Source organism: Rathayibacter sp. VKM Ac-2929, assembly GCF_022815495.1.
Classification (GTDB): domain Bacteria; phylum Actinomycetota; class Actinomycetes; order Actinomycetales; family Microbacteriaceae; genus Rathayibacter; species Rathayibacter festucae.
The window spans coordinates 66,602-91,974 of record NZ_JALGRV010000001.1; the positions used below are offsets into that span (position 1 = coordinate 66,602).

Below are 25,373 nucleotides of genomic sequence, written 5' to 3' on the forward strand. Positions count from 1 at the left end.
GACTCCGCGATGACGCGACCGATCACCCTCTTCACCGGCCAGTGGGCAGACCTCCCGTTCGAGGAGGTGGCCCGTCTCGCCGGCGAGTGGGGCTACGACGGCCTCGAGATCGCCTGCTGGGGCGACCACATCGACGTCGCCCGCTGGGACGACGCGGCGTACGTGCAGAGCCGGAAGGACATCCTCGAGCGCAACGGCCTCCAGGTCTTCGCGATCTCGAACCACCTCACCGGCCAGGCCGTCTGCGACGATCCGATCGATGCGCGCCACCGCGACATCCTCAGCGACCGCGTCTGGGGCGACGGCGACCCCGAGGGTGTCCGCCAGCGGGCCGCGCAGGACCTCAAGGACACCGCCCGCTTCGCCGCCGCGCTCGGCGTGAAGCAGGTCAACGGCTTCTCCGGCTCGTCGATCTGGAAGGGCGTGGCGATGTTCCCGCCCGCGTCCGACGAGTGGATCGCCGCCGGCTACCAGGACTTCGCCGACCGCTTCAACCCGATCCTCGACGTCTTCGAGGAGGTCGGCGTCCGCTACGGCCTCGAGGTGCACCCGAGCGAGATCGCCTACGACTACTGGACCGCGAAGCGCACCCTCGAGGCGATCGGCCACCGGACGTCCTTCGGCTTCAACTTCGACCCGTCGCACTTCGTCTGGCAGCAGCTCGACAGCGTCGCGTTCATCCTCGACTTCGCCGAGCACATCTTCCACGTCCACGTGAAGGAGTCGATCGCCAACCTCGACGGCCGCAACGGCGTCCTCGGCTCGCACCTGCCCTGGGCCAACCCGCGCCGCGGCTGGACCTTCGTCTCGACCGGCCACGGCGCCGTCCCGTGGGAGCCCGTCTTCCGCGCCCTCAACGCGATCGGCTACACCGGCCCGACCAGCGTCGAGTGGGAGGACGCCGGCATGGACCGCCTCGACGGCGCCCCCGAGGCCCTCGCCTTCGTCCGCAAGCTCAACGCCATCACGCCCCCGGCCGACGCCTTCGACGCGGCCTTCTCCACCTCCCGCTGAGCGGCGCGGCGCCGGTGATCGAGCGGCCGGCGCCGGTGATCGAGCGGCCGACGCCGCGCCCCTCTTCTCATGCTGATGGAGCAGCCCGCGCCGCGGGCCACTCCATGCTGATCGAGTCCGCGCCGCGGGCCACTCCATGCTGATCGAGTAGCCCGCGAAGCGGGCGTATCGAGATCCACCATCGCCGAGACCTCGGTCTGCAGCCCCGAGCTGACGACGTCGGGTCTCGATACGCCGCTCCGCGGCTGCTCGACCAGCATGCGGTCCGCACAACATCAGCTGAGAGCAGGGTCCCTCGTCTGACAGCGGAGGCCACCCCTTCTCAGCTGATGTTCTGCAGCGCCGCAGGCTCCCTGCGGACGGAGCAGCCCGCGCAACGGGTCCTTCATGCTGATCGCGCAGCCGGCGTATCGAGATCCACCGTCATCAGGACGCGGGCCGGCAGACCCGCCCTCTCGACGACGTCGGGTCTCGATACGCCGCTCCGCGGCTACTCGACCAGCATGCAGGGCGGCCTCCGCTGATGAGGCGACCCCGGGAACGCACGGACGGCCGGCCCCCGTGGGGAGCCGGCCGTCGGTCGTGCAGTGTCTCTACAGCCCCTGCGCGAGGCGGTAGTACGCCGCGTTCGAGCGGATGTCGGCCTCGAAGCCGCGGAGGGTGGTTGACTCGTCGATGACGAGGAGTTCGACACCGGCGATGCGGGCGAAGTCCTCCCACGCCTCCAGGCCGATCTGCGTCGTCTTCACTGCTTTGCCGCGCCCCTCCGAGGGAAACCCATTTCTTCCGGTGCTCTTCTCGCTGCCAGTACGAGACGAGAGTCGACGAGCTCAGTGATCGTGCTCCACCACCGCGAGCCGGGCGAGACAGTCGCGAGTACCGACGCGATCAGACGGAGTGACCCGTAGACCTTCTCGGTCTGGCCAGTGGGCAGTGATTCGAGCCCGGGGACGGTGCGCATCGCCGAAGTCCCCGCAGGGATGAGAGTCCGATTCCACAGTCGCGCGTGGTGCGCACAGATGTTGCGCACAAGGGTGAGCTGTTCGAGCCAATTGGCGAGCGGGTGGTGCCGCAGAGCCTTTGCTCGCTGGTTGCCGGTAAGACGTTCCGGTGCTATCGCGATCCCGAGCTCGCCGGCGATCGCCCACTGCTCCTCAGCCCTCATCCCCTGGAAGAGCAGAGACAGATCTGCGAAGTCGAGCAGCTCGACGAGCACCCAGATCGGCACGCGTCGGTCGTGATGCCGGAGCTCCGACTGGAGCGACCGGGAGCGGCGCGCGGACCGATCGACCCGGGACTAGGCTCGGCGCATCCAGCTCTGATGATCGAAGCCGGGCCGGAAGAAGAGCGGGTCACGGTGAGCGAGTGGATCGCGCCGGACGACCACCTCGACGATCATCCGACGCAGCCCCACTTCGACCCGCTCGATCCCATCGTGCGTGAGCGTCCGGAGTCGACGGTCAAATTCGTAGAGCGCGACGACTTCGGACAGGCGACAGCCGGGATCGAACTCTTCCGACCGCTGCGGGGAGCACGCGGAGTCGGCAAGCCGCTGGTAGACGAGCCAGTAGCCGCTGAGGCGGTGATAGCCGACATATCGGAGCCATCGATCGGCATCGTCGTCGATCGTCATGCCTCTGCTGACCAGGGTGTCGATCTGTTCCGGAATCGTCTGCTCTGTCGCCACGTCGTGTGTCCCGTTCCGCCCCCGGAAAGAGATCCAGCCCGCACCGGATGCACCGGGCGGGCTGAACTGTTGCGATGACGGTACCAGCCGAGCATCCTCCGGCGGCGTCTGGCGCGAGCCGTCGCAGACACACGAGCGGCCGGCCCCCCGCGGGGAGCCGGCCGTCGGTCGTGCAGTGTCCCTACAGCCCCTGCGCGAGGCGGTAGTACGCCGCGTTCGAGCGGATGTCGGCCTCGAAGCCGCGGAGGGTGGTCGACTCGTCGATGACGAGGAGCTCGACGCCGGCGATGCGGGCGAAGTCCTCCCACGCCTCCAGGCCGATCTGCGTCGTCATGACGGTGTGGTGCGCGGCGCCGGCCGTGATCCACGCCGCGGCGCTGGTGCCGAAGTCGGGGGCCGGCTGCCAGACGGCGCGGCCGACCGGCAGGTGCGGCAGCGTCTGCGGCGGCTCGACGGTGGTCACCTTGTTCGCGACCAGGCGGAAGCGCTCGCGCACGTCGCTCAGCGCGACGACGACCGCGTCGCCGGCGTCGGCGGTGAAGACCAGGCGCACCGGGTCCTCGCGGCCGCCGATGCCCAGGGGGTGGATCTCGAGCGACGCGCGCTTCGACGACAGCGACGGCGACACCTCGAGCATGTGCGCGCCGAGGATGAGCTCCTCGCCGGGCGTCATGTCGTAGGTGTAGTCCTCCATCAGGCTGGTGCCGCCGGGCAGGCCGGCGCCCATCACCGCGGCGATGCGGATGAGGACGGCGGTCTTCCAGTCGCCCTCGCCGCCGAAGCCGTAGCCGTCGGCCATCAGGCGCTGCACGGCGAGACCCGGGAGCTGACGCAGCCCGCCGAGGTCCTCGAAGCTGTCGGTGAACGCCTCGAAGCCGCCCTCCTCCAGGAAGGAGCGCAGGCCGATCTCGACCGCAGCGCCGTAGCGCAGCGACTCGTGGCGCTCGCCGCCGGGGAGCAGCTCGGGCACCACGTCGTAGCTCTCGACGTACTCCGCGACCAGCGCGTCGATGTCGGCGTCCGTCGCCGCATCCACGCGCTCGACGAGCTCGTTGACGCCCCAGGTGTTGACGCTGACGCCGAGGCGGATCTCAGCCTCGGTCTTGTCGCCCTCGGTGACGGCGACGTTGCGCATGTTGTCGCCGAAGCGGGCGACCTTCATGCTCTGCGACGCCGACCAGCCGGCCGCGGCGCGCGACCAGACGCCGATCGACTCGGTGACGCGGGCGTCGCTCGCGTGGCCGACGACGGTCTTCCGCGGCACGCTCATCCGGCTGAGGATGTAGCCGTGCTCGCGGTCGCCGTGCGCGGCCTGGTTGAGGTTCATGAAGTCGAAGTCGATGTCCTGCCACGGCAGGGCGACGTTCGCCTGGGTGTGGAAGTGCAGCAGCGGCTTGGCGAGCGCGTCGAAGCCGTGGATCCACATCTTCGAGGGGCTGAAGGTGTGCATCCAGGTGATGACGCCCACGACGGAGTCGTCGGAGTTCGCCTCGATCATCGTGCGGCGGATCGCGTCGGAGCTCTTCAGCACCGGCTTCCACTCGATCGTGACGGGGATGTCGCTGGACTCGTTCAGCTGCGCGACGACGGCCTGCGACTGCTCGGCGACCTGGCGGAGGGTGTCCTCGCCGTAGAGGTCCTGGCTGCCGGTGAGGAACCAGACGGTGCGGGTCGCGAGGTCGGGGACGATGCTCTGGTAACGGGTCATGCGAGTGCTCCGGTGGGGTTCTGTCCGTAGACGTTCTGGTAGCGGTCGAACAGGGCGTCGATCGACTCCTGCGGGATGGGGACGAGCTCGCCGCCCTGGCGCGCGATGTGCACGGTGCGGGCGACGTCCTCGGTCATCACCGCGGCCTTGACGGCGTCCTTCGCGTCCTTGCCGATGGTGAAGACGCCGTGGTTCTGCATCAGGACGGCGCGCGAGCGGTGACCGGTGAGCGTCGAGACGACGCCGCGGCCGATCGAGTCGTCGCCGATGATCGCGAACGGGCCGAGCGGGATCTCGCCGCCGAACTCGTCCGCCATGGCGGTGATGACGCAGGGGATCGCCTCGGCGCGGGCCGCCCAGGCGGTGGCGTAGGTGGAGTGCGTGTGCACCTGGCCGCCGACCTCGGGCATCTCGCGGTAGACGTAGGCGTGCGCGGCGGTGTCGCTGGACGGGCTGCGCTCGGACCCGAGGCTGCCCGGGACGACGGTGCCGTCGAGGTCGCAGAGGATCATGTTCTCGGGCGCGAGGTCGTCGTAGGAGACGCCGCTCGGCTTGATCACGAACAGGTCGGCGCCGGGCACGCGGCCGGAGATGTTGCCGCCGGTCCAGATGACGAGGCCGTAGCGGACGAGCTCGGCGTGCAGGCGGGCGACGTCCTCGCGGACGCGGGCGATCGCCGCCTCGACCTCGGGGCCGAACCCGGCGGGCGCAGCGGTCGTGCTGTCGGTCATGCGGTGTCTCCTTGCGTGGTGAGGGTGTCGACGGCCGTCTGCTCGACGGCGAGGCCGGCGCGGTAGCGCTCGAGGTAGGCGGTGAAGCCGGCGACGTCGGCGCTGTCGGGCGCCACCGTCTCGAAGCCGGCGTCGCCGAAGACCTGCTCGGTCAGGTAGGAGTCGAGGGTCGTCCCCTCCTGCAGGCGGAAGGCGGCGAGCACCGCCATGCCCCAGGGGCCGCCCTCGGAGGCGGTCGCGGCGACCGAGACGGGGGCGTCGAGCGCACCGGCGAGGAAGCGCTGGGCGACTCCGGCCGTGCGGAACATGCCGCCGTGCGCGAACATCTCGTCGATCACGACGCCCTCGCCGGCCAGCACGCGCATGCCGAGCGCGAGCGTGCCGAACACGCCGTAGAGCTGCGCGCGCATGAAGTTGGCCAGCGTGAGGCGCGAGTCGGGGGTGCGCACGACGAGCGGGCGGCCCTCGACGAGCCCGGCGATCGGCTCGCCCGCGAGGTGGTTGTAGGCGAGGAGCCCGCCCGCGTCGGGCTCGCCGGCCAGCGCCTCCACGAAGAGCGTGCCGTAGACGGCGTCGCTGTCGGAGGGTCCGCCCGAGGCCGCGGCGAACCGGGAGAACAGCCCGACCCACGTGGCGAGCTCGCTCGCGCCGTTGTTGCAGTGCACCATCGCGACGAGGTCGCCGGCCGGAGTGGCGACCAGGTCGAGCTCGTGGTGCACGCTCTCGAGCGGGCGCTCCAGGACGACCATCGCGAAGATGCTCGTGCCGGCGCTGACGTTGCCGGTGCGCGGGGCGACGGAGTTGGTGGCGACCATGCCGGTGCCGGCGTCGCCCTCGGGCGGGCAGAACGGGACGCCGGCCTGGAGTGCGCCGGTCGGGTCGAGCAGGAGCGCGCCCTCGGCGGTGAGCTCGCCGGCCGCGGCGCCCGCGGGGAGGACCGCGGGCAGCAGGTCGCGCAGCGGCGGCAGGGTGCCGGCGACGCGGGTGTCGTAGCGCTCGAGGACGGTCTCGTCGTAGTCGCGCGTCGCCGGGTCGGTGGGGACCATGCCGGAGGCGTCGCCGACTCCGAGGACCTTCTCGCCGGTGAGGCGCCAGTGCACGTAGCCCGCGAGGGTGGTGAGGAAGTCGATCCTCTCGACGTGCGGCTCGGAGTCGAGGACCGCCTGGTGCAGGTGCGCGAGCGACCAGCGCAGCGGGATGTTCGCGCCGAACAGCTCGGTCAGCTCGGCCGACGCGGGGCCGGTGCTGGTGTTGCGCCAGGTGCGGAACGGGACGAGCAGCTCGCCGGCCGCGTCGAAGGCGAGGTAGCCGTGCATCATCGCGGAGACGCCGAGCGCCTCGACCGTGGTGAGGCGCGCGCCGTGGCGCTTCTCGGCGTCGGCGACGAGGTCGGCGTAGGCGGCCTGGAGCCCCTCGTGCACGGCGTCGAGGGAGTACGTCCAGCGGCGGTCGACGAGCTGGTTCTCCCACTCGTGGCTGCCGACGGCGAGGACCACCGACGGGTCGGCCGCGTCGACGAGACAGGCCTTGATGCGGGTGGAGCCGAGCTCGATCCCGAGGGCGGTCGCGCCGCTCGTGATCGCCTCGGCGGGGGGCCGTCGCTGGTCCATTGCACTCCTCGCTGAGGGCCATGTGACCGTTCACAAAGCCACGGGCCAGCGTAGGCGAAGTGTCTTGCGGACGGCAAGCGCGCCGCTCCCGCCCGCCGGTAGCGGACGCCCGCAGGGCGCGTCCTTCGCTGATCGAGTAGCGCCCGCAGGGCGCGTATCGAGATCCACCGTCCGGCGAAGCCGCTTCGCGTCTCGGCGGTGAGGGAAAGCACGCGGCGGTCTTCAGTCATGCTGGTCGAGTAGCCCCGCAGGGGCGTATCGAGACCCGGCGTCGCCGGCCGGGCGGTCTGCAGACTTGTCTTCTGACGCGGGTGGATCTCGATACGCCCGCTGTGCGGGCTACTCGATCAACATGGCTTCCCCCTCCGCAGTAGGTGAGCTTTCCCAGGAGGCCCGGCGTCCCACGCTGATCGAGTAGCGCCCGGAGGGCGCGTATCGAGATCCGCCGTCTTCATGCTGGTCGAGTAGCGCCCGCAGGGCGCGTATCGAGACCCGGCGTGCTCATGCTGGTCGAGTAGCCCCGCAGGGGCGTATCGAGACCCGGCGTCGCCGGCGCTCCGCCTCAGACCGCCCGCGTCGAGTCCCGCTCCACCAGCACCGGCGGCACCGGCCGGTCGACGGCGGCCGGCTCGCCGCGCAGCTCCGCCAGCACCACGCCGATCGTGCGGCGGCCGACCTCGGCGAAGTCCTGCCGGATCGTCGTCAGCGGCGGCCGGTAGTGCGCGGCCTCGGGCACGTCGTCGAAGCCGACGACACTCAGGTCCTCGGGCACGCGCACGCCGCGGTCCGCGCAGGCGTGCAGCAGCCCGAGCGCCATCTGGTCGTTCCCGGCGACGACCGCGGTGAGGTCGGCGACCTCGTCGAGCAGCCGCAGTCCCGCCCGGTATCCCGACTCCGCCGTCCAGTCGCCGCCGATGAGCGCGGCCGGCTCCAGCCCCGCCTCCGCCATCCGCGCGGTGAACCCGTCGAGGCGGGCGTGCGCCTCCACCCAGTGCTGCGGGCCTGCGAGGTGGGCGATCCGGGTGTGGCCGAGCGCGAGGAGGTGCTCGGCGGCGAGCCGCGCACCCGCGGCCTGGTCGACGAGGAGCCGAGGATCCGCGCCGCGCCCCGCCGCGCCCAGGGTGACGAACGGCACTCCGATCGCGAGGCTCTCGATCGCCTCGAGCGCGCGCTCCTGCGGGGCGAGCACGACGATCGCCTCGACCGCCTCGCGCTGGAGGTGCTCGAGCGCGGCGGCCAGCGACTCCGCGTCGGGCGCCGCGTTGACCACGGGCACCCGGTAGCCGGCGTCGCGCGCGGCCTGCTCGATCGCGGCCATCGCCGTGGCGGTGCCGTAGAAGCTGTGACTCTCGGCGGCGAGGATGCCGATCAGCCCGGAGCGGCCGGCCGCGAGAGCCCGGGCTGCGGCGCTGCGCCGGAAGCCGAGGTCGTCGATGGCCGCGAGCACCTTGTCGCGGGTGCGCGGCCGGACCTGCGGGCTGTCGTTGAGCACGCGCGACACCGTCTGATACGAGACGCCCGCGCTGACCGCGACGTCGCGGATCGTCGGCTGTCTCGGCATGGGGTCACCGTAGCGCCCGGCGCAGTCGGTCGCGTCGGCCCACCCTGCTGGTCTTGCAGCCCCGCAGCGGCCTCCGCATGCTGGTCGAGCAGCCCCGCAGCGGCCTCCGCATGCTGGCCGAGCAGCCCCGCAGGGGCGTATCGAGACCCGCCGCTCGGCAGAACATCAGCCGAGAGCGTCCGTCATCGCCCATCGGCGACGAGAATCACTCCTGGCTGATGTTCTGCGCGGCCTCCGTCCCGTCGCCCTCGTCCAGCCCCGCTCGCTACGGTGACGCTGAGGATTCACTCACGCAGTCAGGAGCCGGACGTGGAGAACCAGCAGATCGCGGCGCTCGTCGCCCTCGTCGTCGCCATCGCGGTGGTCGGATCGGTCATCGCGACCGTCCTGCGGATGCGCGCGGGTGCACCGGGAACGCGCCCGGCCTCACGGGACGGCGGCTCGACCGCCGCGACGACCGACGGCACCTCGAGCGGGTCGGACACCCGCGACGGCCGTGCCGACGACGGCAGCTCCTCGGACGGCGGCTCCTCGGACGGCGGCGGCGCGGACGGCGGCGGCGCGGACGGCGGCGGCGGCGACTGAGGCATGGCACCGGTCGTCGACACCGGAGTCCTCCCCACCTCCTGCTCGCGAGATCACCTCCGGCTCGTGGTTCCGACCGCTTCCTCCGAGCCGACGCTCGTCACCCGTGCCGGACAGTGCTCCCGCCCCGAGGGGACCCGCGCCCGCATCCGCCGCTCGCCGGAGCGCCCAGGCTCCGCTGATCCCTGCGGGAGATGCTGGGGCATGCCCCTCGCCGTCCCCGACGCCCTCGTCCCGCTCGCCCTGCGCCTGGCCCGCGCCAACCGCACGTTCGTCAGCGCGGACGGCGCTCGCCGCCGGATCCGCGAGAACGCCCTCCGGCCGGCCCGCTTCGGCCCGCCCCCGCGGCTGCGGCCCGGAGTGCGCGTCGACGTCGAGCAGGTCGGCGGCTGGCCGGTCTACACGATCCGCCCGCAGCGGATCCGCGGCGGGGTCGTCTACGCCCACGGCGGTGGCTGGGTCAACGAGATCGCGCCGCAGCACTGGTGGCTGGCGGCGCGCATCGCGGACGAGGCCTCTGCGGCGGTCACCCTGCCGATCTACCCGCTGGTCCCGTTCGGCACGGCCCTCGAGGCGCGCGACGGCGTCCGCGCGCTGGTGCACCGGAGTCTCGACCGGTACGGCGCGACGGCGCTCGCCGGCGACTCCGCGGGCGGCCAGATCGCGCTGTCGACGGCCCTCGCCCTCCGCGACCAGGGCGTCGTCCTGCCGTCGACCACGCTGATCTCGCCCGCGCTCGATCTCTCCTGGAGCAACCCGCGCATCCCGGAGGTGCAGCCGAGCGATCCGTGGCTCGGCACGCCGGGCGGCCGCGTGCTCGCCGAGAAGTGGCGCGGCGAGCTCGATCTGCTCGACCCGATCGTCAGTCCGCTCTTCGGCGACCTCGCCGGCCTCGGACCGCTGAGCGTCTACACCGGCACCCGCGACGTCCTGAACCCCGACGCGCACGTCCTCGCCGAGAAGGCGGCGGCGGCCGGTGTGCCGTTCGAGCTGCACGAGGCGGTCGGCCAGCTGCACGTGTACCCGCTGGTGCCGACCCGCGCGGGCCGGGAGGCGCAGCACGACCTGGTCGACGGCCTCCGGGCGGCACTCTGACCCCGGGCACGACCTCCGGCTCGCGGAATCGCCTCCGGCTCGCGAGAATCCCGCGATTCCACAAGCCGGAGCTGCTTCTGCGTGCCGGAAGGCGTCGGAGCGACGTCGGGCTCGCGGAAACACCTCCGGCTCGTCGAAACGGGCCGATTCTGCGTGCCGAGGCTCGTTCCGCGTGCCGGAGGATGCGGAAGCGACGTCGGGCTCGCGAAAACACCTCCGGCTCGTCGAAACGCCGCGATTCCATGTGCCGGCACTCGTTCCGCGTGCCGGAACGTGCCGGAGCCACCTCAGGCTCGCGGAAACACGTCCGGCTCGTCTAAACGCCGCGACTTCGCGTGCCGGAGCGCGTTCCGCGTGCCGGAGGTCATGCGGAAGCGACGTCGGGCTCGCGGAAGCACCTTCGGCTCGTCGAAACGCCGCGAAGGAGCGTGCCGGAGCTCGTTCCGCGAGCCGGAGCTCATCTCTGTCAGCCGGACAGCCCGATCGGCCCCCGGATCCCGCACCCGACGGCGCTCAGGATCCCGCTCGCCGGCCGGTCACACCCCGCCGCCGTGCAGGACTAAAGCTGGAAGCCCCGAATCCGTCGAGAAACGGTCGGATCGGCCCTTCCATCCTCAGTTGTGCACGCGTTCCCGCCGAGACCTACGCGCCCCAGCTCGACTGCGTGCCGCCGACGCGCTCCTCCGCCAGAGCCTGCGCGTGGCCGGACCCCGCATACGCCGCCATCGGGTCGGCCGGCAGCCCGCGCTCCGAGCGCCAGGCCGCGAGGGCCGGGCGGACGTCGGAGTAGAAGGCGTCCATGAAGATCCCGTTCGCGCCGAGCACGTCGCCGGCGAGCTGCGCCTCCTCGAGGGCCGCGCGGTCGACGAGCAGCGCGCGCGCCGTCATCTCCTGCACGTTGAGCACCGAGCGGATCTGGCCGGGGATCTTGTCCTCGACGTTGTGGCACTGGTCGAGCATGAAGGCGACGGGCGAGTCCGGGCCGTAGCCGCCTCCGCGCACGACCTCGTAGAGGATGCGGAAGAGCTGGAACGGGTCGGCCGCTCCGACGATCAGGTCGTCGTCGGCGTAGAAGCGCGAGTTGAAGTCGAACGAGCCGAGCTTCCCGAGGCGCAGCAGCTGGGCGACGATGAACTCGATGTTGGTGCCCGGCGCGTGGTGTCCGGTGTCGAGGCAGACCAGCGCGCGGTCGCCGAGCGCGGCGACGTGAGCGTAGGAGGTGCCCCAGTCCGGAACATCCGTGTGGTAGAACGCGGGCTCGAAGAACTTGTACTCCAGGACCAGGCGCTGCTCGGTGCCGAGGCGCTCGTAGATCGCGGCGAGCGAGTCGGCGAGGCGGTCCTGACGGCCGCGGATGTCCTGCTGGCCCGGGTAGTTCGAGCCGTCGGCGAGCCAGATCTTGAGGTCGCGCGAGCCGGTCGCGTCCATGATGTCGATGCAGGCGAGGTGGTGGTCGATCGCCTTCTGGCGGATCACCGGGTCGGAGTGCGTGAGTGAGCCGAACTTGTAGTCGTCGTCCTGGAAGGTGTTCGAGTTGATCGTGCCCAGTGCGACGCCCTTCGACGCGGCGAACTCGCCCAGCGCCGCGTAGTCGTCCACCTTGTCCCACGGGATGTGCAGCGCGACGCTCGGCGCGAGGCCGGTCAGCTCGTTGACCTTCGCCGCGTCCGAGATCTTCTCCTCGATGGTCCGCGGGGTGCCCGGCGTGCTGAACACCTTGAAGCGGGTACCGGAGTTGCCGAACGCCCACGAGGGCAGTTCGATCGCCTGCTGCTCGAGCTGGCGGAGGATGTCGGGGCTGAGGTCGGTCACGGCGGGGTCCTTCTGTGCGGGGCGATCCGGCCGTGCGGCGGACGCCGACCGGGCGGCATCGTATGAATCGTTTCACAGCGCCGTGGGCCGAGCGTATCGCTCCGCTTCCCGGGCTGTCAAAGGCCTGCAGAGAGGGGGCACGCCTGCGGTGCCGCCGGATGAGATGATTCCCGGATCGCGCGCAGCCCTGCGACCCGCGACGACCCGAGGAGACGATGTGCCGTCCATCAGTGTCCGCGAGGTCGCCGCTCGCGCCGGAGTCTCGGTCGGCACCGTCTCGAACGTGCTCAACCGCCCCGAGAAGGTGGGCGCCGAGTCCGTCCGCCGGGTGCAGTCCGCGATCGCCGAGCTCGGCTTCGTCCGCAACGACGCGGCCCGCCAGCTCCGCGCCGGGCGCAGCCGCAGCATCGGCCTCGTCGTGCTCGACGCCGGCAACCCGTTCTTCGCCGAGCTCGCCCGCGGAGCCCAGGCCCGCGCCGCCGAGGCGGGGCTCTCCGTGCTTCTCGCGAGCACCGACGCCGAGGCCGACCGCGAGGACTCCTACCTCGATCTGTTCGAGGAGCAGCGGGTGAGCGGGGTGCTGATCTCGCCGCAGGGGGAGGGGTCGGCGCGGCTCGACCGGCTCCGGGCCCACGGCATCCCCTGCGTGCTGGTCGACCGGGAGTCGGGGGACAGCGCGTTCTCGTCGGTCGCGGTCGACGACGTCGCCGGCGGGCGGCTCGCGGTCGAGCACCTTCTCGGGCTCGGGCGGCGCCGGATCGCGGTGGTCGGCGGGCCGGAGTCGATCCGCCAGGTCGCGGACCGGTTCGCGGGCGCGCGCGAGGCCGTGGCGGCGGTGCCGGGCGCGACGCTCGAGGTGCTGCCGACGCCGGGACTCACCGTGCTGGACGGCCGGGCCGCGGGCCGGGCGCTCGCCGAGCGCGCTCCCGCCGACCGCCCCGACGCCGTCTTCTGCGCCAACGACCTGCTCGCCGTCGGCGTGCTGCAGGGGCTGATGCTGCTGGGCGAGGTGCGGGTGCCGGAGGACGTGGCGCTGATCGGCTACGACGACATCGCCTTCGCGACCGCGACCATCGTGCCGCTGTCGAGCATCCGGCAGCCGAGCGCCCTGATCGGCGCGACCGCCGTCGAGCTGCTCCTCGAGTCCGAGCCCCGCCAGGTCGTCTTCCAGCCCGAGCTCGTCGTCCGCGCCTCGACCTCCGGCTGACACTCCCGTCTGCCTCTCCCCGCGAGATGCCACTTGTGCACGCTTTCCTCGGCGTGTCGCGTACCCAAGTGGCATCTCGCGGAGACGGGCAGAACGGGGGACCTCCGCCCGGAGGCTGAGCGCGCTGGTAGCGTTTAGTGGGCCGGGTCCAAGAAACGCGGCTTCCCCCTCCTGACGAAAGCCGCCATGACTCTGCGCCGTTCCGCCCTCGCCGCCCTCGCGGCCTCCGCCCTCCTGCTGACCGGCTGCACCGCCGCGTCCGACGGCGACGCCGGGGGAGACTCCAGCACCCCGGTCGCCGACGGCGTCCTCACCTACGCGACCGGCGACGCCGAGCCCACCTGCCTCGACCCGCACGTCGGCGGCAACTACCCGCAGGCGCTGCTCGCGACCCAGGTCCTGGAGTCGCTCGTCTCGCGCAGCGACGACGGCACCATCACCCCGTGGCTCGCGGAGTCGTGGACCGTCTCGGACGACGCGCTCAGCTACGACTTCACCCTCCGCGAGGGCCTGACCTTCACCGACGGCACCCCGCTCGACGCCGACGCGGTCGCTGCGAACATCGAGCACCTGCAGGACCCGGCGACCAAGTCCTCCACCGGCTATCTCGCCGTCGCGAAGGTGGAGTCGGTCACCGCCGTCTCGCCGACCGTCGCCCGCTTCACCCTCAGCGCCCCCGACAGTGCGCTGCTCGAGTCGCTCTCGCAGCCGTGGACCGCGATCGAGTCGCCCACCGGCATCGCCCGCGGCGAGGAGGCGAACTGCGAGGCGCCCGTCGGCACCGGCCCGTTCACGGTGACGGAGTGGGTCAAGCAGGACCACGTGACCCTCACCCGCAACGACGACTATGACGCCGCGACCGGCCCGACCGGCGAGGGCCACGACGGCCCCGCCTACCTCTCGAGCATCACCTGGCGCTTCATCCCCGACTCCGCCACCCGCTACGCGGCACTGCAGGCGGGCGAGGTGGACGTGATCGACAACGCCCAGCCCGACACGCTCGCGGCCGCCACCGACGCCTCCGACCTCGTCGAGATCGACGCGCCCCGCCCCGGCTCGGTGAACCGCCTCGAGCTCAACTCCGGCCAGGCGCCGTTCGACGACCAGAGCGTGCGCGAGGCGTTCGTCCGCGCCGTCGGCGTGAACGACGCCATCGACTCCCTCTTCTTCGGCACCGCCGAGCGCTCGTACTCGCCGCTGTCGAGCAGCGAGGCGACCGCCTACTCCGACCCGTCGCTCTTCGAAGACGCCGGCTCGGACGACGAGATCGCCACCGCGGAGGACCTCCTCACGGCCGCGGGCTGGGTCGACTCCGACGGCGACGGCATCCGCGAGAAGGACGGCGCTCCGCTCGTCCTGCGTCTGCCGGTCAGCACCAACCAGTCGATCCCGGCTGAGCAGTCGCTGTTCGAGCAGATCCAGGCGTCGGCGAAGGTCGCCGGCTTCGACGTGCAGATCAGCCTGCTCGACCTCTCCAGCTGGTACACCGCGCTCGCGGCGAACGAGTACGAGCTGGTCAGCGCCCCGTACACGAAGGTCGGACCGGACGTCCTGCGCACGCTCTACGCGTCCTCCGGCATCACCCCGGCGCCGAGCGGCTACTTCGCCAACCACGCCCAGGTGAACGACCCCGCCCTCGACGCCCTGCTCGAGCAGGCGAGCGCGACCGTCGACGAGACCGAGCGCGCCGACCTCTACTCGCAGGCCCAGCGGATCGTGCTCGAGGGCTACTGGATCCTGCCGCTCTACGACCAGCAGAACCACTACCTGCACCGCTCGGCCGTCCAGGGCGTCGCCGCCCTGGCCACCGTCTCGACCCCCTGGTTCGCGGACGCCTGGCTCTGACGCTGCGGGCCCGCGCTGCTTCCGAGCATGCTGGTCGAGCAGCCGCGCAGCGGCGTATCGAGACCCGGCGTCCTGATCACGGTGGATCTCGATACGCCCTCTGCGAGGGCTGCTCGATCAGCATGCGTCGCCCGCCGGTCGAGCGGTGCCGCAGCCTCCACCATGCTGGTCGAGTAGCCGCGAAGCGGCGTATCGAGACCCGCCCGCACGACCCCGCATCCCGAGAGGAGCCCCCGTGATCCGCCGCCTCCTCCTCCGCCTCGGTGGCGCGCTCGTGGTGCTCTGGGCGGTCGCGACAGCCGTGTTCTTCCTCATCCGCCTCATCCCCGGCGACCCCGCGCAGGCGATCCTCGGCGGCCCCGGCTCGCAGGCGTCGCCGGAGGCGCTCGCCGCGGTCCGCGAGCAGTACGGCCTCGACCAGCCGCTCCTCGTGCAGTACCTCACCCAGCTCGGCCGCCTCGCCCGCGGCGACCTCGGCACGTCCTACTCCCTGCGCACCCCCGTCGCCGACCTGCTCGCCCAGCAGCTGCCCGGCACCCTCCTCCTGGCCGCGCTCGCGCTGACCCTCGCCTGGGTCCTCGCCCTCGCCACCGCGCTCTGGTCCACCCGCGGCGGCCGCGTCGCCGCCGCGATCGGCTCCGGCCTCGAGCTGACCGCCGCCGCCCTCCCGCACTTCTGGCTCGCGACCGTGCTGATCGCCGTCTTCGCGACCGCGCTGCGCTGGTTCCCGCCGGTCAGCACCGGCTCCGCGAACGGCCTCGTGCTGCCCGCGCTGACCCTCGCGATCCCGCTCGCCGGCTTCCTCGGCCAGGTGATACGCCGCTCCCTCCTCGACGCGCTGGAGTCGCCGTTCGTGCTCGCGGCCCGCGCCCGAGGCGAGGGCGAGCTCGGCATCCGGCTCCGGCACGCGCTCCGGCACGCGGTGCTTCCGGGCGTCTCGCTCTCGGGCTGGGCGTTCGGCTACCTGATCGGCGGTGCGGTGGTGGTCGAGACGATCTTCGCCCGGCCCGGCCTCGGCCGGACGCTGCTGGCCGCGGTGACCGTCCGCGACGTGCCCGTCGTCACCGGCGTCGTGCTCGTCACCGCCCTCGCCTACATCGTCGTCACCCTCGCCACGGACCTCGTCGCCCGCCTCATCGACCCGCGCCTCGCCGCCGCCCGCCCGCAGGAGGCCCGCGCATGAGCGAGCTCGAGCTGCGCGCCGCCCGCCCCGCGCGCCGGGCCGCCGGCCGCCTCCGCGTCGGCGAGCTGCTCGCCCTCGCCTTCGTCGTCCTCCTGCTGCTCGCGGCCGTCGCCCCCGGCTTCCTCGCCCCGTTCGACCCGCTTGCGATCGCCCCGCGCGACGCCTTCGACCCGCCCTCCGCCGCGCACCTCCTCGGCACCGACGAGTCGGGCCGCGACGTCCTGAGCCGCCTGATCTCCGGCGCCGGGGCCTCCCTCCTCATCGGCGTCAGCGCCACCGCCATCGGTCTCGTGCTCGGCGCCGTGCTCGGCGTCGCGGCGGCGTTCAGCGGCCGCTTCGTCGACGGAGTGATCGGCCGGGTCCTCGAGGTGCTCTTCGCCTTCCCGGCACTGCTGCTCGCGCTGCTGGTGATCGTGGTCACCGGCCCCGGAGTCGTCCCCGCGACGGTCGCGGTCGGCCTCTCGACCGCGCCCGGCTACGCGCGCATCCTCCGGACCCAGCTGCTCGGCATCCGCGACTCCGGCTACGTCGAGGCGGCGCGCGTGCTCGGCCACTCCTCCCCGCGGATCCTGCTCGCGCACGTGCTGCCGAACACCTTCGGCCCGCTCGCGGTGCTGGCGACGCTCGGCGTCGGGCAGGCGATCGTCTGGGCCTCGGCGCTCAGCTACCTCGGCCTGGGGGCCGAGCCGCCGGCGCCGGAGTGGGGCGCGATGCTCTCCGCGGGCCGCACCTACCTCTCGAGCGCCTGGTGGCTGACGGTCTTCCCGGGTCTCGCGATCGTGCTGACCACGCTCGCGACGACGGTCCTCGGCGGCCGACTGCGGGGTGCGCGATGAGCGCCGGGCGCGCGGGCAGTGCCGCCGTGGTGGAGGACCTCCGCGTCGCCTTCGACGGCGTCGAGGTCGTGCACGGGGTGTCCTTCCGGATCGAGCCGGGGGAGTGCGTCGCGATCGTCGGCGAGTCCGGCTCGGGCAAGAGCGTCACCGCGCGGGCGCTCCTGGGTCTGAGCGGGGGAGTGGCGACCGGGAGCGTCCGGGTCGGCGACCAGGAGGTGATCGGCGCGGGCGCTCGGACCCTCCGGCGCCTCCGCGGTGCCGGAGTCGGCTTCGTGCCGCAGGACGCGCTGCTCTCGCTCGATCCGCTGCGCCCGGTCGGCCGCGAGATCGGCGACGTGCTGCGCCTGCACTCCCGGCTGTCCGCGGCGGAGGCGTCGGCGCGGGTGGCCGAGGTGCTCGCGAGCGTCGGCATGCCCGACCCGGAGGAGCGGATGCGCGACCGCTCCGGCGAGCTCTCCGGCGGACTCCGCCAGCGCGCACTGCTGGCCGCCGCGATCGCGCTCGACCCGCCGCTGCTGGTGGCCGACGAGCCGACCACCGCCCTCGACGTCACCGTGCAGGCGCGGGTGCTCGAGCTGTTCGCCGAGCAGAAGGCGCGCGGCCGGGCGCTGCTGCTGGTCTCGCACGACCTCGCCGTCGTCGCCGGGCTCGCCGACCGGATCCTGGTGCTCGCGGACGGCCGGGTGGTCGAGGACGGCCCGGCGAAGCGGGTGCTGCGCGCGCCGGAGTCGGTCCAGGCGCGGACGCTCGTCGCCGCGGTCCCGGCCGGGCGGCCGCGCGGCTCGCGGTTGACCGATCCCGAGGCTCCCGTCGTCCCGCCCGCGCCGCCCGGCGAGCTGCTGCTGCGCGCGGTCGACCTGGTCACCCGCTTCCCCCGCCCCGGCGGCGGCACCCGTACCGCCGTCGACGGCGTCGGCCTCGAGCTGCGCCGCGGCGAGACCCTCGGCCTCGTCGGCGAGTCCGGCTCGGGCAAGAGCACGGTCGCCCGGCTGCTGCTCGCACTGCGCCGCCCGGACGCGGGCTCGGTCGAGTTCGACGGCGGCCCGTGGTCGGCGGCGACCGAGCGCGCGCGGCGACCCCTCCGCCCGCGGATCGGCGCGGTCTACCAGGACAGCCTGTCGTCGTTCGACCCGCGCTGGAGCGTCGGCCGGCTGCTCCGCGACGCCGGGGCGGAGTCGGTGCCGGCCCTGCTCGAGAGCGTCGGCCTCGCCGCGTCGCTGGAGCGGCGCTCGCCGCGCACCCTCTCCGGCGGGCAGCGCCAGCGCGTCTCGATCGCGCGCGCCCTCGCCACCCGCCCCGACGTCCTGATCTGCGACGAGCCGGTCTCGGCCCTCGACGTCTCGGTGCAGGCGCAGATCCTCGACCTCCTCGACGACCTCCAGCGCCGCCACGGCCTCGCCCTGCTCCTGATCTCCCACGACCTCGGCGTCATCGCGCACATGAGCGACCGCATCGCCGTGATGCGCGACGGCCGCCTCGTCGAGTCCGGCCCGGCCGCCGCCGTCCTCAGCACCCCGCGCGAGGCCTACACCCGCCGCCTGCTGGCCGCGGCCCCCCGCCTCGACCGCCCCTGACGCCTTCGCCGTCGCACGACGTCGGCCCGTGCATGCTGGTCGAGTAGCCCCGCAGGGGCGTATCGAGACCCGCCGTCATCAGCAGGGCGACTCTGCAGACTCGCCTTCCGACGCTGGTGGATCTACTTGGAAGAGACGCCCGCAGACATGCTGGTCGAGTAGCCCCGCAGGGGAGTATCGAGACCCGCGCACCCCAAGGACGTCGGCCTCTTCCCCGCCCTGCGATGGCGCCGGAGGCGCCCCCTCCGCTCGATAGGGCCCGCTCCGCGGGCTGCTCGATCAGCAGAGAGGCGCTCGAACGGTGGGGAGCGCTCGGGCGCTGCAGAACATCAGCTGAGAAGGGGTGGCCTCCGCTGTCAGGGGAGGGACCCTGCTCTCAGCTGATGTTGTGCGCACCGACTGCCGGTCGAGGAGCCCGCAGGGGCGCAGCGCGACCCGCCGTCACCAGCGGAGTGGGTCTGCGTGCTGGAGTTCTGCCGACGGGATCTGCTTGGAAGAGACGCCCGCACACATGCTGGTCGAGTAGCCCCGCAGGGGCGTATCGAGACCCACGTCCTCCGGCAGTGGTGCTGCATGCGGACGGATCTCGATACGCCCGCTGTGCGGGCTACTCGATCAGCATGGGTCGCCCGCCCGCCGCTCCCCAGGTGGCCTCCGCCGCACCCGCCCGCCGCACCGGTGCCCCCGCAGGGCATCCCTCCGCGCGCCGCCGCGCCGTAGCGTGACTGGCATGACGAACGACCCCGAGGCGCGCGACTTCCTGACATCCCGCCGGGCCCGGCTGACCCCCGAGCAGGTCGAGCTGCCCGGCGGCGGCAACCGCCGGGTGCCGGGCCTGCGCCGCAGCGAGGTGGCCCAGCTGGCCGGCGTGAGCATCGAGTACTACTCGCGGCTCGAGCGCGGCGACCTCCGCGGCGCGTCCGAGTCGGTGCTGACGGCGCTCGCCGACGCCCTGCGCCTCGACCGCGCCGAGCGCGAGCACCTCTTCGATCTCGCCCGCACGGCCGAGCGCTCGCCGCTGCGCTCCCGCCGGCGCGCGCCCGCCGCCGTCCGGCCGAGCATGCGGCTCGCGGTCGAGTCGATCACCTCGGCCCCCGCCTTCGTCCGCAACGGCCGGCTCGACGTCCTGGTCGAGAACGACCTGTTCCGCGCGCTCTACGCCGACCTCTACGCGCTCCCGGAGCGCCCGGTCAACCTCGCCCGCTTCGCCTTCCTGCAGCGCGAGCTGGCGGAGGCGTTCTACCCGGTCTGGAGCACCGCCGCCGACATCACCGTCGGCATCCTCCGCACCGAGGCCGGCCGCGCCCCGCACGACGCCGACCTCCAGGCCCTCGTCGGCGAGCTGTCCACGCGGAGCGACGAGTTCCGCACCCGCTGGGGCGCCCACGAGGTGCGCCACCACGCCAGCGGCAGCAAGTTCTTCCACCACCCGATCGTCGGCGACCTGCACCTCAGCTACGAGGCCTTCGAGCCGCTCGGCGACCCCGGCCTCGACTTCCTGATCTACAGCGCCGAGCCGGGCTCGCCGAGCGACGACGCCCTGAAGCTGCTCGCGAGCTGGTCGGCGACCCAGAGCGCCGACACCCCCGCCGCGCACCCCGCCCCCGCCGACAGGACCGCCGAGTGAACCGCCGCACCACCCTCCTCTTCGCGATCGCGGGCGGCGTCGCCGTCGGCAACCTCTACTGGGCCCAGCCGCTGCTCGACTTCCTCGCCACCGACCTCGGCACGAGCACCGGATCCGCGGGCTGGCTCGTCACCGCGACGCAGCTCGGCTACGCCGTCGGCGTGCTCCTCTTCGTCCCGCTCGGCGACGTGCTCGACCGCCGCGTCCTCGTCCCCGCCGCGATGCTCTGCGCCTCCCTCGCCCTGCTCGCCTGCGCACTCGCCCCGACCTTCGCCGTGCTCGTCGCGACCCTCGCCCTCGTCGGCCTGACCACCGTCGCCGGCCAGATCCTCGCCCCGCTCGCGGGCGACCTCGCCGACGACGCCACCCGCGGCAGGGTCGTCGGCACCGTCGTCTCGGGCATCCTGACCGGCATCCTCGTCTCGCGGACGATCAGCGGCCTCATCGCCCAGGCCGCCGGCTGGCGCACCGTCTACGTGGTCGCGGCGGTCGCGGGCGTCGTGCTCGCGGTCCTGCTCGCCCGGGCCATCCCGTCGCTCCCGCCGCGGACCCGCCTGCGCTACCCGGCCCTGATCGCCTCCGTCTTCGCGATCGTCCGCCGCGAGCGCTCGGTGCGCTGGAGCCTCGCCCTCGGCGGCACGTCCTTCGCGGTCTTCACGATGTTCTGGACCTCGCTGACCTTCCTGCTCAGCGCCCCGCCGTTCTCCTTCGACGTCGGCACGATCGGCCTCTTCGGCCTGATCGGCCTCGCCGGCGCCGTCGCCGCGCAGCGCGCCGGGCACCTGCACGACCGCGGCCTGGCGCTCCCGGCGATCGGCGTCGCCTGGGCGGCGGTGCTGCTGTCCTTCGTGATCGCGGGCATCGGAGGCGGCTCGATCGTGGCCGTGATCGTCGCGATCCTGGTGCTCGACATCGCGATCCAGGGCCACAACATCCTGGTGCAGTCGCGGATGTTCCAGGTCGACCCGTCGGCGCGCAGCCGGCTGAACACCGCGTTCGTCACGACCAACTTCGTCTGCGGCGCGCTCGGCTCGGCCCTCGCGTCCTTCCTCTGGACCCACGGCGGCTGGGGCGCGGTCTGCATCGCCGGCGCCGTGCTGAGCGGCTTCGCGCTCACGGTCTGGCTGCTCGGCCGCCGCTCGGCCCTGGTGCTCCCCGCGGCGCAGCCGGCGGTCTGAGCTCGGGGACCGCCGGCCCGTCCGCCAGGCCGCTCAGCCGGACTCCTCAGCCCAGCCCAGCCCGGCCTCTCAGCCCAGCCGGAAGGGCTCGCCAGGAGCGAGCACGTGCACCCGCTCCGGATGCGTCACCGCCCGCAGCACGTCGGCCGGGTCGCCGTTGAACGGCGCGAAGTCCGGCGAGTCCACCGAGCCCCAGTGGTGCAGCAGCAGCTGCGACGTCGGATGCGCGTCCGCCATCTCGATCGCGCCCTCGAAGGTGAAGTGCCACTCGCTGTCCGAGAAGTCGAAGAGCATCACGTCGGGGCTCGGCCCGGTCAGGTGGTGCTCGCGGATCAGCCGCGAGTCGCCCGGCGCCCAGACCGTGCCGTCCGGCGTCTCGAGCCAGAAGCCGCAGGCGTCCTCCTCCTCGAAGAAGCGCTGCCCCGGCTCGGGGAACGCGTTCTGCCAGGCGTGGTCGGCCGGGGTGAGCCGGACGCTCACACCGCCGACCTCGAACGCGTCGTCGATCCCGTGCCCGTGGGCCGGCAGCCCCTCGGCGGTCATCTCCGACGCGACGTACCGCGTCGAGTGGAACGCGGTCGTCACCGGCGCGAGTTCGCGGCAGGTCGGCCGGCTGAAGTGGTCGTTGTCGCTGTGCGTCACCAGCACCGCGTCCAGCCGCGGCACGGCGATGGCGGCGATCGGGAAGTCGATCAGCACCGGCATGTCGAAGCCGCCGAGCAGCGGATCGATCATCAGCGAGGTGCCGCGCGAGGTGAGCAGGAACCCGGCCATGCCGAGCCAGCGGAGCGTCGTGCCGCCGTCGTCCTCGAACGCCTCGTCGCCGAAGGGGCAGGTCGGCCCCGCCACCGCCTGGCGGCGCTCGTCGTCCTGCGCGTTCGTCATCGTCGTCTCCGCTCGTCGAGGTCGTTCCGGGACCACCCTACGAGCGGCTCCGAGACGGAGCGGCGCGTGCTGCGGCGTGTGCTGCGGCGCGTGCTCATTCCGCGAAGACGCGCTTCGCGACGTCGATCGCCGAGAGCGCCTTGGGCCAGCCGGCGTAGAAGGCGAGGTGGGTGAACGCCTCGACGATCTCGGCCTCGGTCAGCCCGTTGTCGCGGCCGATGCGGATGTGCGCGTCGAGCTGCACCGTGCTCCCGCCGGTGAGCAGCGAGGAGAGCGTGAGCAGGCTGCGGTCGCGCTTGGCGAGCTCGGGGCGCTCCCACACGTCGCCGAAGAGCACGTCCTCGGTGAGCCGGACGATCTTCGGAGCGAGGTCGCCGATGGTGGCGCGGAGCGGGCTGGGGGTGGTCTCGGGCACGGGGTCTCCTCGGGGCTGGGGGAAGGGGGATCCCGACCACTCCACACCGCTGTGCACGCGCGAGCGAGGCCCTGCCGGAACGTGTACCGCCAGGGCCTGTCCCGTGCTCCGACTCCGGCCTAGCGTGGCGACGGAGACGCCAGCGCGCCCCGCCCGTCCGTCCCGGAAGAAGGACCCCGTGAACATCGAACCGACGACCCCCACCGTCAAGAACCCGCCCGAGCAGTTCGCCGGCGACGTCTGGCTCGACACCATCGTCGTGCCGCACGACGACGAGCAGCGCACCACGATGGCCCGGGTGCGCTTCGCCCCCGGCGCCCGCACCGCCTGGCACTCGCACGCCCGCGGCCAGTACCTGCACGTGACCTCGGGCGTCGCCCGCTTCGGCGGCCGCGACGGCACGGTCCTCGAGGTGCACGCCGGCCAGACCCTCTACACCCCGCCCGGCGAGGAGCACTGGCACGCCTCCGCGCCCGGCGTCTTCATGGAGCACCTCGCCGTCCTCGAGGCCGCCGACGACCCGGCGACGACCACGGCCTGGGCCGAGCACATCACCGACGCGGAGTACGAGGGCAGCGCAGCCGAGGGCAGCGGAGCCGGAGGCCGCTGACGGACGCAGAACATCGGCTGAGACGCTTCCTCATCGCCCCTGAGCGATGAGCCGCACGTTCAGCCGACGTTCTGCAGCGGCAGGCCCCGGAGTGCTACTCGTAGCGCAGCGACTGCACCGGATCCGCCCGTGCCGCCCGCGCGGCCGGCAGCGTCCCCGCCACGAACGCGATCACCATCACCACGAGCACCACCGTCAGGATCGACACCGGGTCGAACGCGATCAGGGTCAGCCCGGGCAGGTCCGAGAGCAGCGAGCCCGAGAGCACCCCGCTCAGCCCGGTCCCCGCCGCCACCGCCAGCAGCGCGCCGATCGCGCTGCCGAGGAAGCCGATGAACGCCGCCTCGATGCTGAAGAGCGCGAACACGCGTCCGCTGCCCATCCCCATCGCCTTCATCAGGCCGATCTCGCGGGTCCGCTCCTGCACGCTCATCAGCAGCGTGTTGACGATGCCGAAGCTCGCCGCCAGCAGCGCGATCACCGCGAAGGCGTTGAGCACCAGCACGATCCCGTCGACGACGGCCTTGATCGTGCCCAGCTGGTCCGCGACCGTGGTGCCGGTGTAGCCGGCGTCCGCGAGGCGGTCCTTGAGCGCGGTGACCTGCTCGTCGTCCGCCGCCGCGTCGAAGCGCACGCTCGCCTGGGCGAAGCGGTCGACCTGGTCCGCCGGCACGCCGATGCTCTGCGTCGTGAACAGCGCGTCGGTGAGCGCGTCGTTCGTGACGAGGCCCCCGCCCGCTCCCGCGATGCTCTCCTCCGCGACGCCGACGATCGTCGCCTCGACCACGTGCGGCGTCCGCTGCGCGTCGGTGACGCCGATCGACACGGTCGTGCCGACGGCCGCCGCGTCGTCCGCGAAGCCGAGCGGCTCGACGTAGGACACCGGCAGCACCGCCTGGAGCTGCGTCGACGCGTCGTCGAGGCCGGCCCCCGCGGCGAGCTGGACGGTCTGCCCCTCCACGAGGCTGCCGATCCCGATCACGTACTTCGCGCCGTCGCCCGCCGCCACGTAGTCGGCCGAGATCGACTTCACCGCCTGCACGTCGAGCACGCCCTCCACCCCGGCGAGCGTGTCGAGGTCGGCCGGGGTCAGCGCGACGACGGTCTGCCCAGGAGGCCCCGCCGCCCCGCTCGCGATCGCGTCCGGGTCGTACTCGACCGGCCCGGAGCCGAGGCCCGTCGCCGACTCCGAGGTCTTCGACACGGTCATCACGTCCGAGGCGCCGACTCCGTCGACCGTGTCGTCGATGTAGGCGTTGATGCCGGTGCCGAGCCCGTTGGTGAGGGTCAGGGTGAACGCACCGACGAAGATCGCGAGGATCGTCAGGAGCGTGCGCGTCCGGGAGCGGAAGGTGTTGGCGATCGCGGTCCCGATCAGGTCGACGGCCTTCATGCGGCCACCGCCGCGGAGTCCTCGACCAGCAGGCCGTCGCGGATCATCAGGCGCCGGTCGCAGCGCGCGGCCAGCTCCTCGTCGTGGGTGACCACGATCAGGGTGATGCCGTTCTCGCGGTTGAGCGCGAAGAGGATGTCCTCGACCACTCCGCCGGTCGTCGTGTCCAGGTTGCCGGTCGGCTCGTCCGCGAACAGGATGCGCGGGTTGTTGACGAGCGCGCGGGCGATGACCGTCCGCTGCTTCTGCCCGCCGGAGAGGTCGACGGCCCTGCTGCCGGCCTTGTCGTCGAGCTCGAGCTGGGCCAGCGCGGCGAGGCCGCGGCGCTTGCGCTCCGCCCGGCCGATCCCGGCGATCTTCATCGGCAGCACCACGTTGTCGAGCACCGACGCGTTCGGCGTGAGGAAGAACTGCTGGAACACGAAGCCGAAGGTGCGGTTGCGGGTGACGTCGAGCCGGCGCCCCTTGAGCGTGCTCGTGTCCACTCCCTCGAGCTCGACCACGCCGGTGCTGGGGGCGTCGAGCAGCGCGAGCAGGTGCATCAGGGTCGACTTGCCCGAGCCGCTCTTGCCGACGATGGCGACGCTCTCGCCCTCCTGGATGTCGAAGCTCACGCCCTTCAGCGCCTCGAAGCGGTTCTGGCCTCGGCCGTACGACCTGCGGACGTCTCTCACCGAGATGATGGGCGTGCTCATGGGACTCCCTCCGCCGCCCGGCGGGTTCCGGAGCGGCCCCTCCAGCCTGAGCGGCGCCGCCCGATCGCGCGTCCCTCGCAGGGTGTCCCCGCCGTACCGCGGTCGCGGTAGGCGGAGCACCG

Annotated in this window: 20 protein-coding genes and 2 pseudogenes; 11 read left to right on the plus strand and 11 right to left on the minus strand. The window is 72.8% G+C overall.

Features of this window, described 5'->3' with window-relative positions:
• The first annotated feature begins 9 nt into the window (after positions 1-9).
• Positions 10-1,014, plus strand: a complete 1,005-nt coding sequence (locus tag MT355_RS00280; RefSeq protein WP_243598102.1) for a sugar phosphate isomerase/epimerase — start codon at positions 10-12, stop codon at positions 1,012-1,014.
• Between the two features lie 593 nt (positions 1,015-1,607).
• On the opposite strand, the pseudogene MT355_RS00285 reads toward MT355_RS00280, so the two are convergent.
• The 6 genes and pseudogenes from MT355_RS00285 to MT355_RS00310 all read right to left on the minus strand — a co-directional run.
• Positions 1,608-1,763: pseudogene (locus MT355_RS00285) on the minus strand (L-arabinose isomerase); the annotation flags it as partial.
• Positions 1,760-2,647: pseudogene (locus MT355_RS21740) on the minus strand (Abi family protein). The pseudogenes MT355_RS21740 and MT355_RS00285, both read right to left, overlap by 4 nt.
• Positions 2,648-2,882: 235 nt before the next feature.
• Complete coding sequence (gene araA, locus MT355_RS00295; protein WP_243598104.1) at positions 2,883-4,409, minus strand: L-arabinose isomerase; 1,527 nt, start codon at positions 4,407-4,409, stop codon at positions 2,883-2,885.
• Positions 4,406-5,140, minus strand: coding sequence for an L-ribulose-5-phosphate 4-epimerase (locus tag MT355_RS00300; protein WP_123446858.1), 735 nt, complete (start codon positions 5,138-5,140; stop codon positions 4,406-4,408). The genes araA and MT355_RS00300 overlap by 4 nt, the downstream gene beginning before the upstream one ends.
• Positions 5,137-6,750, minus strand: coding sequence for a xylulokinase (locus MT355_RS00305; RefSeq protein ID WP_243598105.1), 1,614 nt, complete (start codon positions 6,748-6,750; stop codon positions 5,137-5,139). The genes MT355_RS00300 and MT355_RS00305 overlap by 4 nt, the downstream gene beginning before the upstream one ends.
• Positions 6,751-7,312: 562 nt before the next feature.
• Positions 7,313-8,311, minus strand: coding sequence for a LacI family DNA-binding transcriptional regulator (locus MT355_RS00310; protein WP_133962842.1), 999 nt, complete (start codon positions 8,309-8,311; stop codon positions 7,313-7,315).
• A 309-nt stretch (positions 8,312-8,620) separates the two neighbouring features.
• Here MT355_RS00310 and MT355_RS00315 point away from each other — a divergent pair, with 309 nt between their 5' ends.
• Positions 8,621-8,896 (plus strand): hypothetical protein, encoded by a 276-nt coding sequence (locus MT355_RS00315; RefSeq protein ID WP_243598106.1) that lies wholly within the window; start codon positions 8,621-8,623, stop codon positions 8,894-8,896.
• Between the two features lie 204 nt (positions 8,897-9,100).
• Positions 9,101-9,991, plus strand: coding sequence for an alpha/beta hydrolase fold domain-containing protein (locus MT355_RS00320; protein ID WP_243598107.1), 891 nt, complete (start codon positions 9,101-9,103; stop codon positions 9,989-9,991).
• A 642-nt stretch (positions 9,992-10,633) separates the two neighbouring features.
• Here MT355_RS00320 and rhaI read toward each other — a convergent pair.
• Positions 10,634-11,803, minus strand: a complete 1,170-nt coding sequence (rhaI, locus tag MT355_RS00325) for an L-rhamnose isomerase (protein ID WP_243598108.1) — start codon at positions 11,801-11,803, stop codon at positions 10,634-10,636.
• Positions 11,804-12,020: 217 nt separating this feature from the next.
• Here rhaI and MT355_RS00330 point away from each other — a divergent pair, with 217 nt between their 5' ends.
• The 7 genes from MT355_RS00330 to MT355_RS00360 all read left to right on the plus strand — a co-directional run bounded on the left by MT355_RS00330 (position 12,021) and on the right by MT355_RS00360 (position 21,253).
• Positions 12,021-13,010 carry a LacI family DNA-binding transcriptional regulator gene (locus tag MT355_RS00330; RefSeq protein ID WP_243598109.1) on the plus strand — a complete coding sequence of 330 codons (990 nt, stop codon included), beginning with the start codon at positions 12,021-12,023 and terminating at the stop codon, positions 13,008-13,010.
• A gap of 186 nt (positions 13,011-13,196) precedes the next feature.
• Positions 13,197-14,855 (plus strand): ABC transporter substrate-binding protein, encoded by a 1,659-nt coding sequence (locus MT355_RS00335; protein WP_243598110.1) that lies wholly within the window; start codon positions 13,197-13,199, stop codon positions 14,853-14,855.
• Positions 14,856-15,090: 235 nt separating this feature from the next.
• Positions 15,091-16,038, plus strand: coding sequence for an ABC transporter permease (locus MT355_RS00340; protein WP_243598111.1), 948 nt, complete (start codon positions 15,091-15,093; stop codon positions 16,036-16,038).
• Complete coding sequence (locus MT355_RS00345; protein WP_243598112.1) at positions 16,035-16,874, plus strand: ABC transporter permease; 840 nt, start codon at positions 16,035-16,037, stop codon at positions 16,872-16,874. The genes MT355_RS00340 and MT355_RS00345 overlap by 4 nt, the downstream gene beginning before the upstream one ends.
• On the plus strand, positions 16,871-18,448 hold the full coding sequence (locus MT355_RS00350; protein WP_243598113.1) for an ABC transporter ATP-binding protein: 1,578 nt from the start codon (positions 16,871-16,873) through the stop codon (positions 18,446-18,448). Before MT355_RS00345 ends, MT355_RS00350 begins: the two co-directional genes overlap by 4 nt.
• 730 nt (positions 18,449-19,178) lie before the next feature.
• Complete coding sequence (locus MT355_RS00355; RefSeq protein ID WP_243598114.1) at positions 19,179-20,075, plus strand: helix-turn-helix transcriptional regulator; 897 nt, start codon at positions 19,179-19,181, stop codon at positions 20,073-20,075.
• Positions 20,072-21,253, plus strand: coding sequence for an MFS transporter (locus MT355_RS00360; protein ID WP_243598115.1), 1,182 nt, complete (start codon positions 20,072-20,074; stop codon positions 21,251-21,253). The genes MT355_RS00355 and MT355_RS00360 overlap by 4 nt, the downstream gene beginning before the upstream one ends.
• A gap of 69 nt (positions 21,254-21,322) precedes the next feature.
• On the opposite strand, the gene MT355_RS00365 is transcribed toward MT355_RS00360, so the two are convergent.
• Both MT355_RS00365 and MT355_RS00370 read right to left on the minus strand, forming a co-directional pair.
• Entirely contained in the window at positions 21,323-22,138 is an 816-nt protein-coding gene (locus tag MT355_RS00365) for an MBL fold metallo-hydrolase (protein WP_243598116.1), read from the minus strand.
• A 94-nt stretch (positions 22,139-22,232) separates the two neighbouring features.
• Positions 22,233-22,553 (minus strand): carboxymuconolactone decarboxylase family protein, encoded by a 321-nt coding sequence (locus tag MT355_RS00370; RefSeq protein ID WP_243598117.1) that lies wholly within the window; start codon positions 22,551-22,553, stop codon positions 22,233-22,235.
• Between the two features lie 178 nt (positions 22,554-22,731).
• On the opposite strand from MT355_RS00370, the gene MT355_RS00375 reads away from it, so the two are divergent.
• Positions 22,732-23,163, plus strand: coding sequence for a cupin domain-containing protein (locus tag MT355_RS00375; RefSeq protein ID WP_243598118.1), 432 nt, complete (start codon positions 22,732-22,734; stop codon positions 23,161-23,163).
• Positions 23,164-23,257: 94 nt separating this feature from the next.
• Here the strand turns inward: MT355_RS00375 and MT355_RS00380 are convergent, their stop codons facing one another.
• Positions 23,258-24,556, minus strand: a complete 1,299-nt coding sequence (locus MT355_RS00380; protein WP_243598119.1) for an ABC transporter permease — start codon at positions 24,554-24,556, stop codon at positions 23,258-23,260.
• Positions 24,553-25,251, minus strand: coding sequence for an ABC transporter ATP-binding protein (locus MT355_RS00385; protein WP_123446839.1), 699 nt, complete (start codon positions 25,249-25,251; stop codon positions 24,553-24,555). Before MT355_RS00385 ends, MT355_RS00380 begins: the two co-directional genes overlap by 4 nt.
• Between the last annotated feature and the right edge of the window lie 122 nt (positions 25,252-25,373).

Bases quoted from the DNA above. Each gene is read 5' to 3' on its own strand.
- MT355_RS00365 (WP_243598116.1), bottom strand. From the start codon at position 22,138: ATGACGAACGCGCAGGACGACGAGCGCCGCCAGGCGGTGGCGGGGCCG.
- MT355_RS00350 (WP_243598113.1), top strand. From the start codon at position 16,871: ATGAGCGCCGGGCGCGCGGGCAGTGCCGCCGTGGTGGAGGACCTCCGC.
- MT355_RS00345 (WP_243598112.1), top strand. From the start codon at position 16,035: ATGAGCGAGCTCGAGCTGCGCGCCGCCCGCCCCGCGCGCCGGGCCGCC.
- MT355_RS00355 (WP_243598114.1), top strand. From the start codon at position 19,179: ATGACGAACGACCCCGAGGCGCGCGACTTCCTGACATCCCGCCGGGCC.
- MT355_RS00310 (WP_133962842.1), bottom strand. From the start codon at position 8,311: ATGCCGAGACAGCCGACGATCCGCGACGTCGCGGTCAGCGCGGGCGTC.
- MT355_RS00320 (WP_243598107.1), top strand. From the start codon at position 9,101: ATGCCCCTCGCCGTCCCCGACGCCCTCGTCCCGCTCGCCCTGCGCCTG.
- MT355_RS00385 (WP_123446839.1), bottom strand. From the start codon at position 25,251: ATGAGCACGCCCATCATCTCGGTGAGAGACGTCCGCAGGTCGTACGGC.
- MT355_RS00380 (WP_243598119.1), bottom strand. From the start codon at position 24,556: ATGAAGGCCGTCGACCTGATCGGGACCGCGATCGCCAACACCTTCCGC.
- MT355_RS00305 (WP_243598105.1), bottom strand. From the start codon at position 6,750: ATGGACCAGCGACGGCCCCCCGCCGAGGCGATCACGAGCGGCGCGACC.
- MT355_RS00335 (WP_243598110.1), top strand. From the start codon at position 13,197: ATGACTCTGCGCCGTTCCGCCCTCGCCGCCCTCGCGGCCTCCGCCCTC.
- MT355_RS00280 (WP_243598102.1), top strand. From the start codon at position 10: ATGACGCGACCGATCACCCTCTTCACCGGCCAGTGGGCAGACCTCCCG.
- MT355_RS00300 (WP_123446858.1), bottom strand. From the start codon at position 5,140: ATGACCGACAGCACGACCGCTGCGCCCGCCGGGTTCGGCCCCGAGGTC.
- araA (WP_243598104.1), bottom strand. From the start codon at position 4,409: ATGACCCGTTACCAGAGCATCGTCCCCGACCTCGCGACCCGCACCGTC.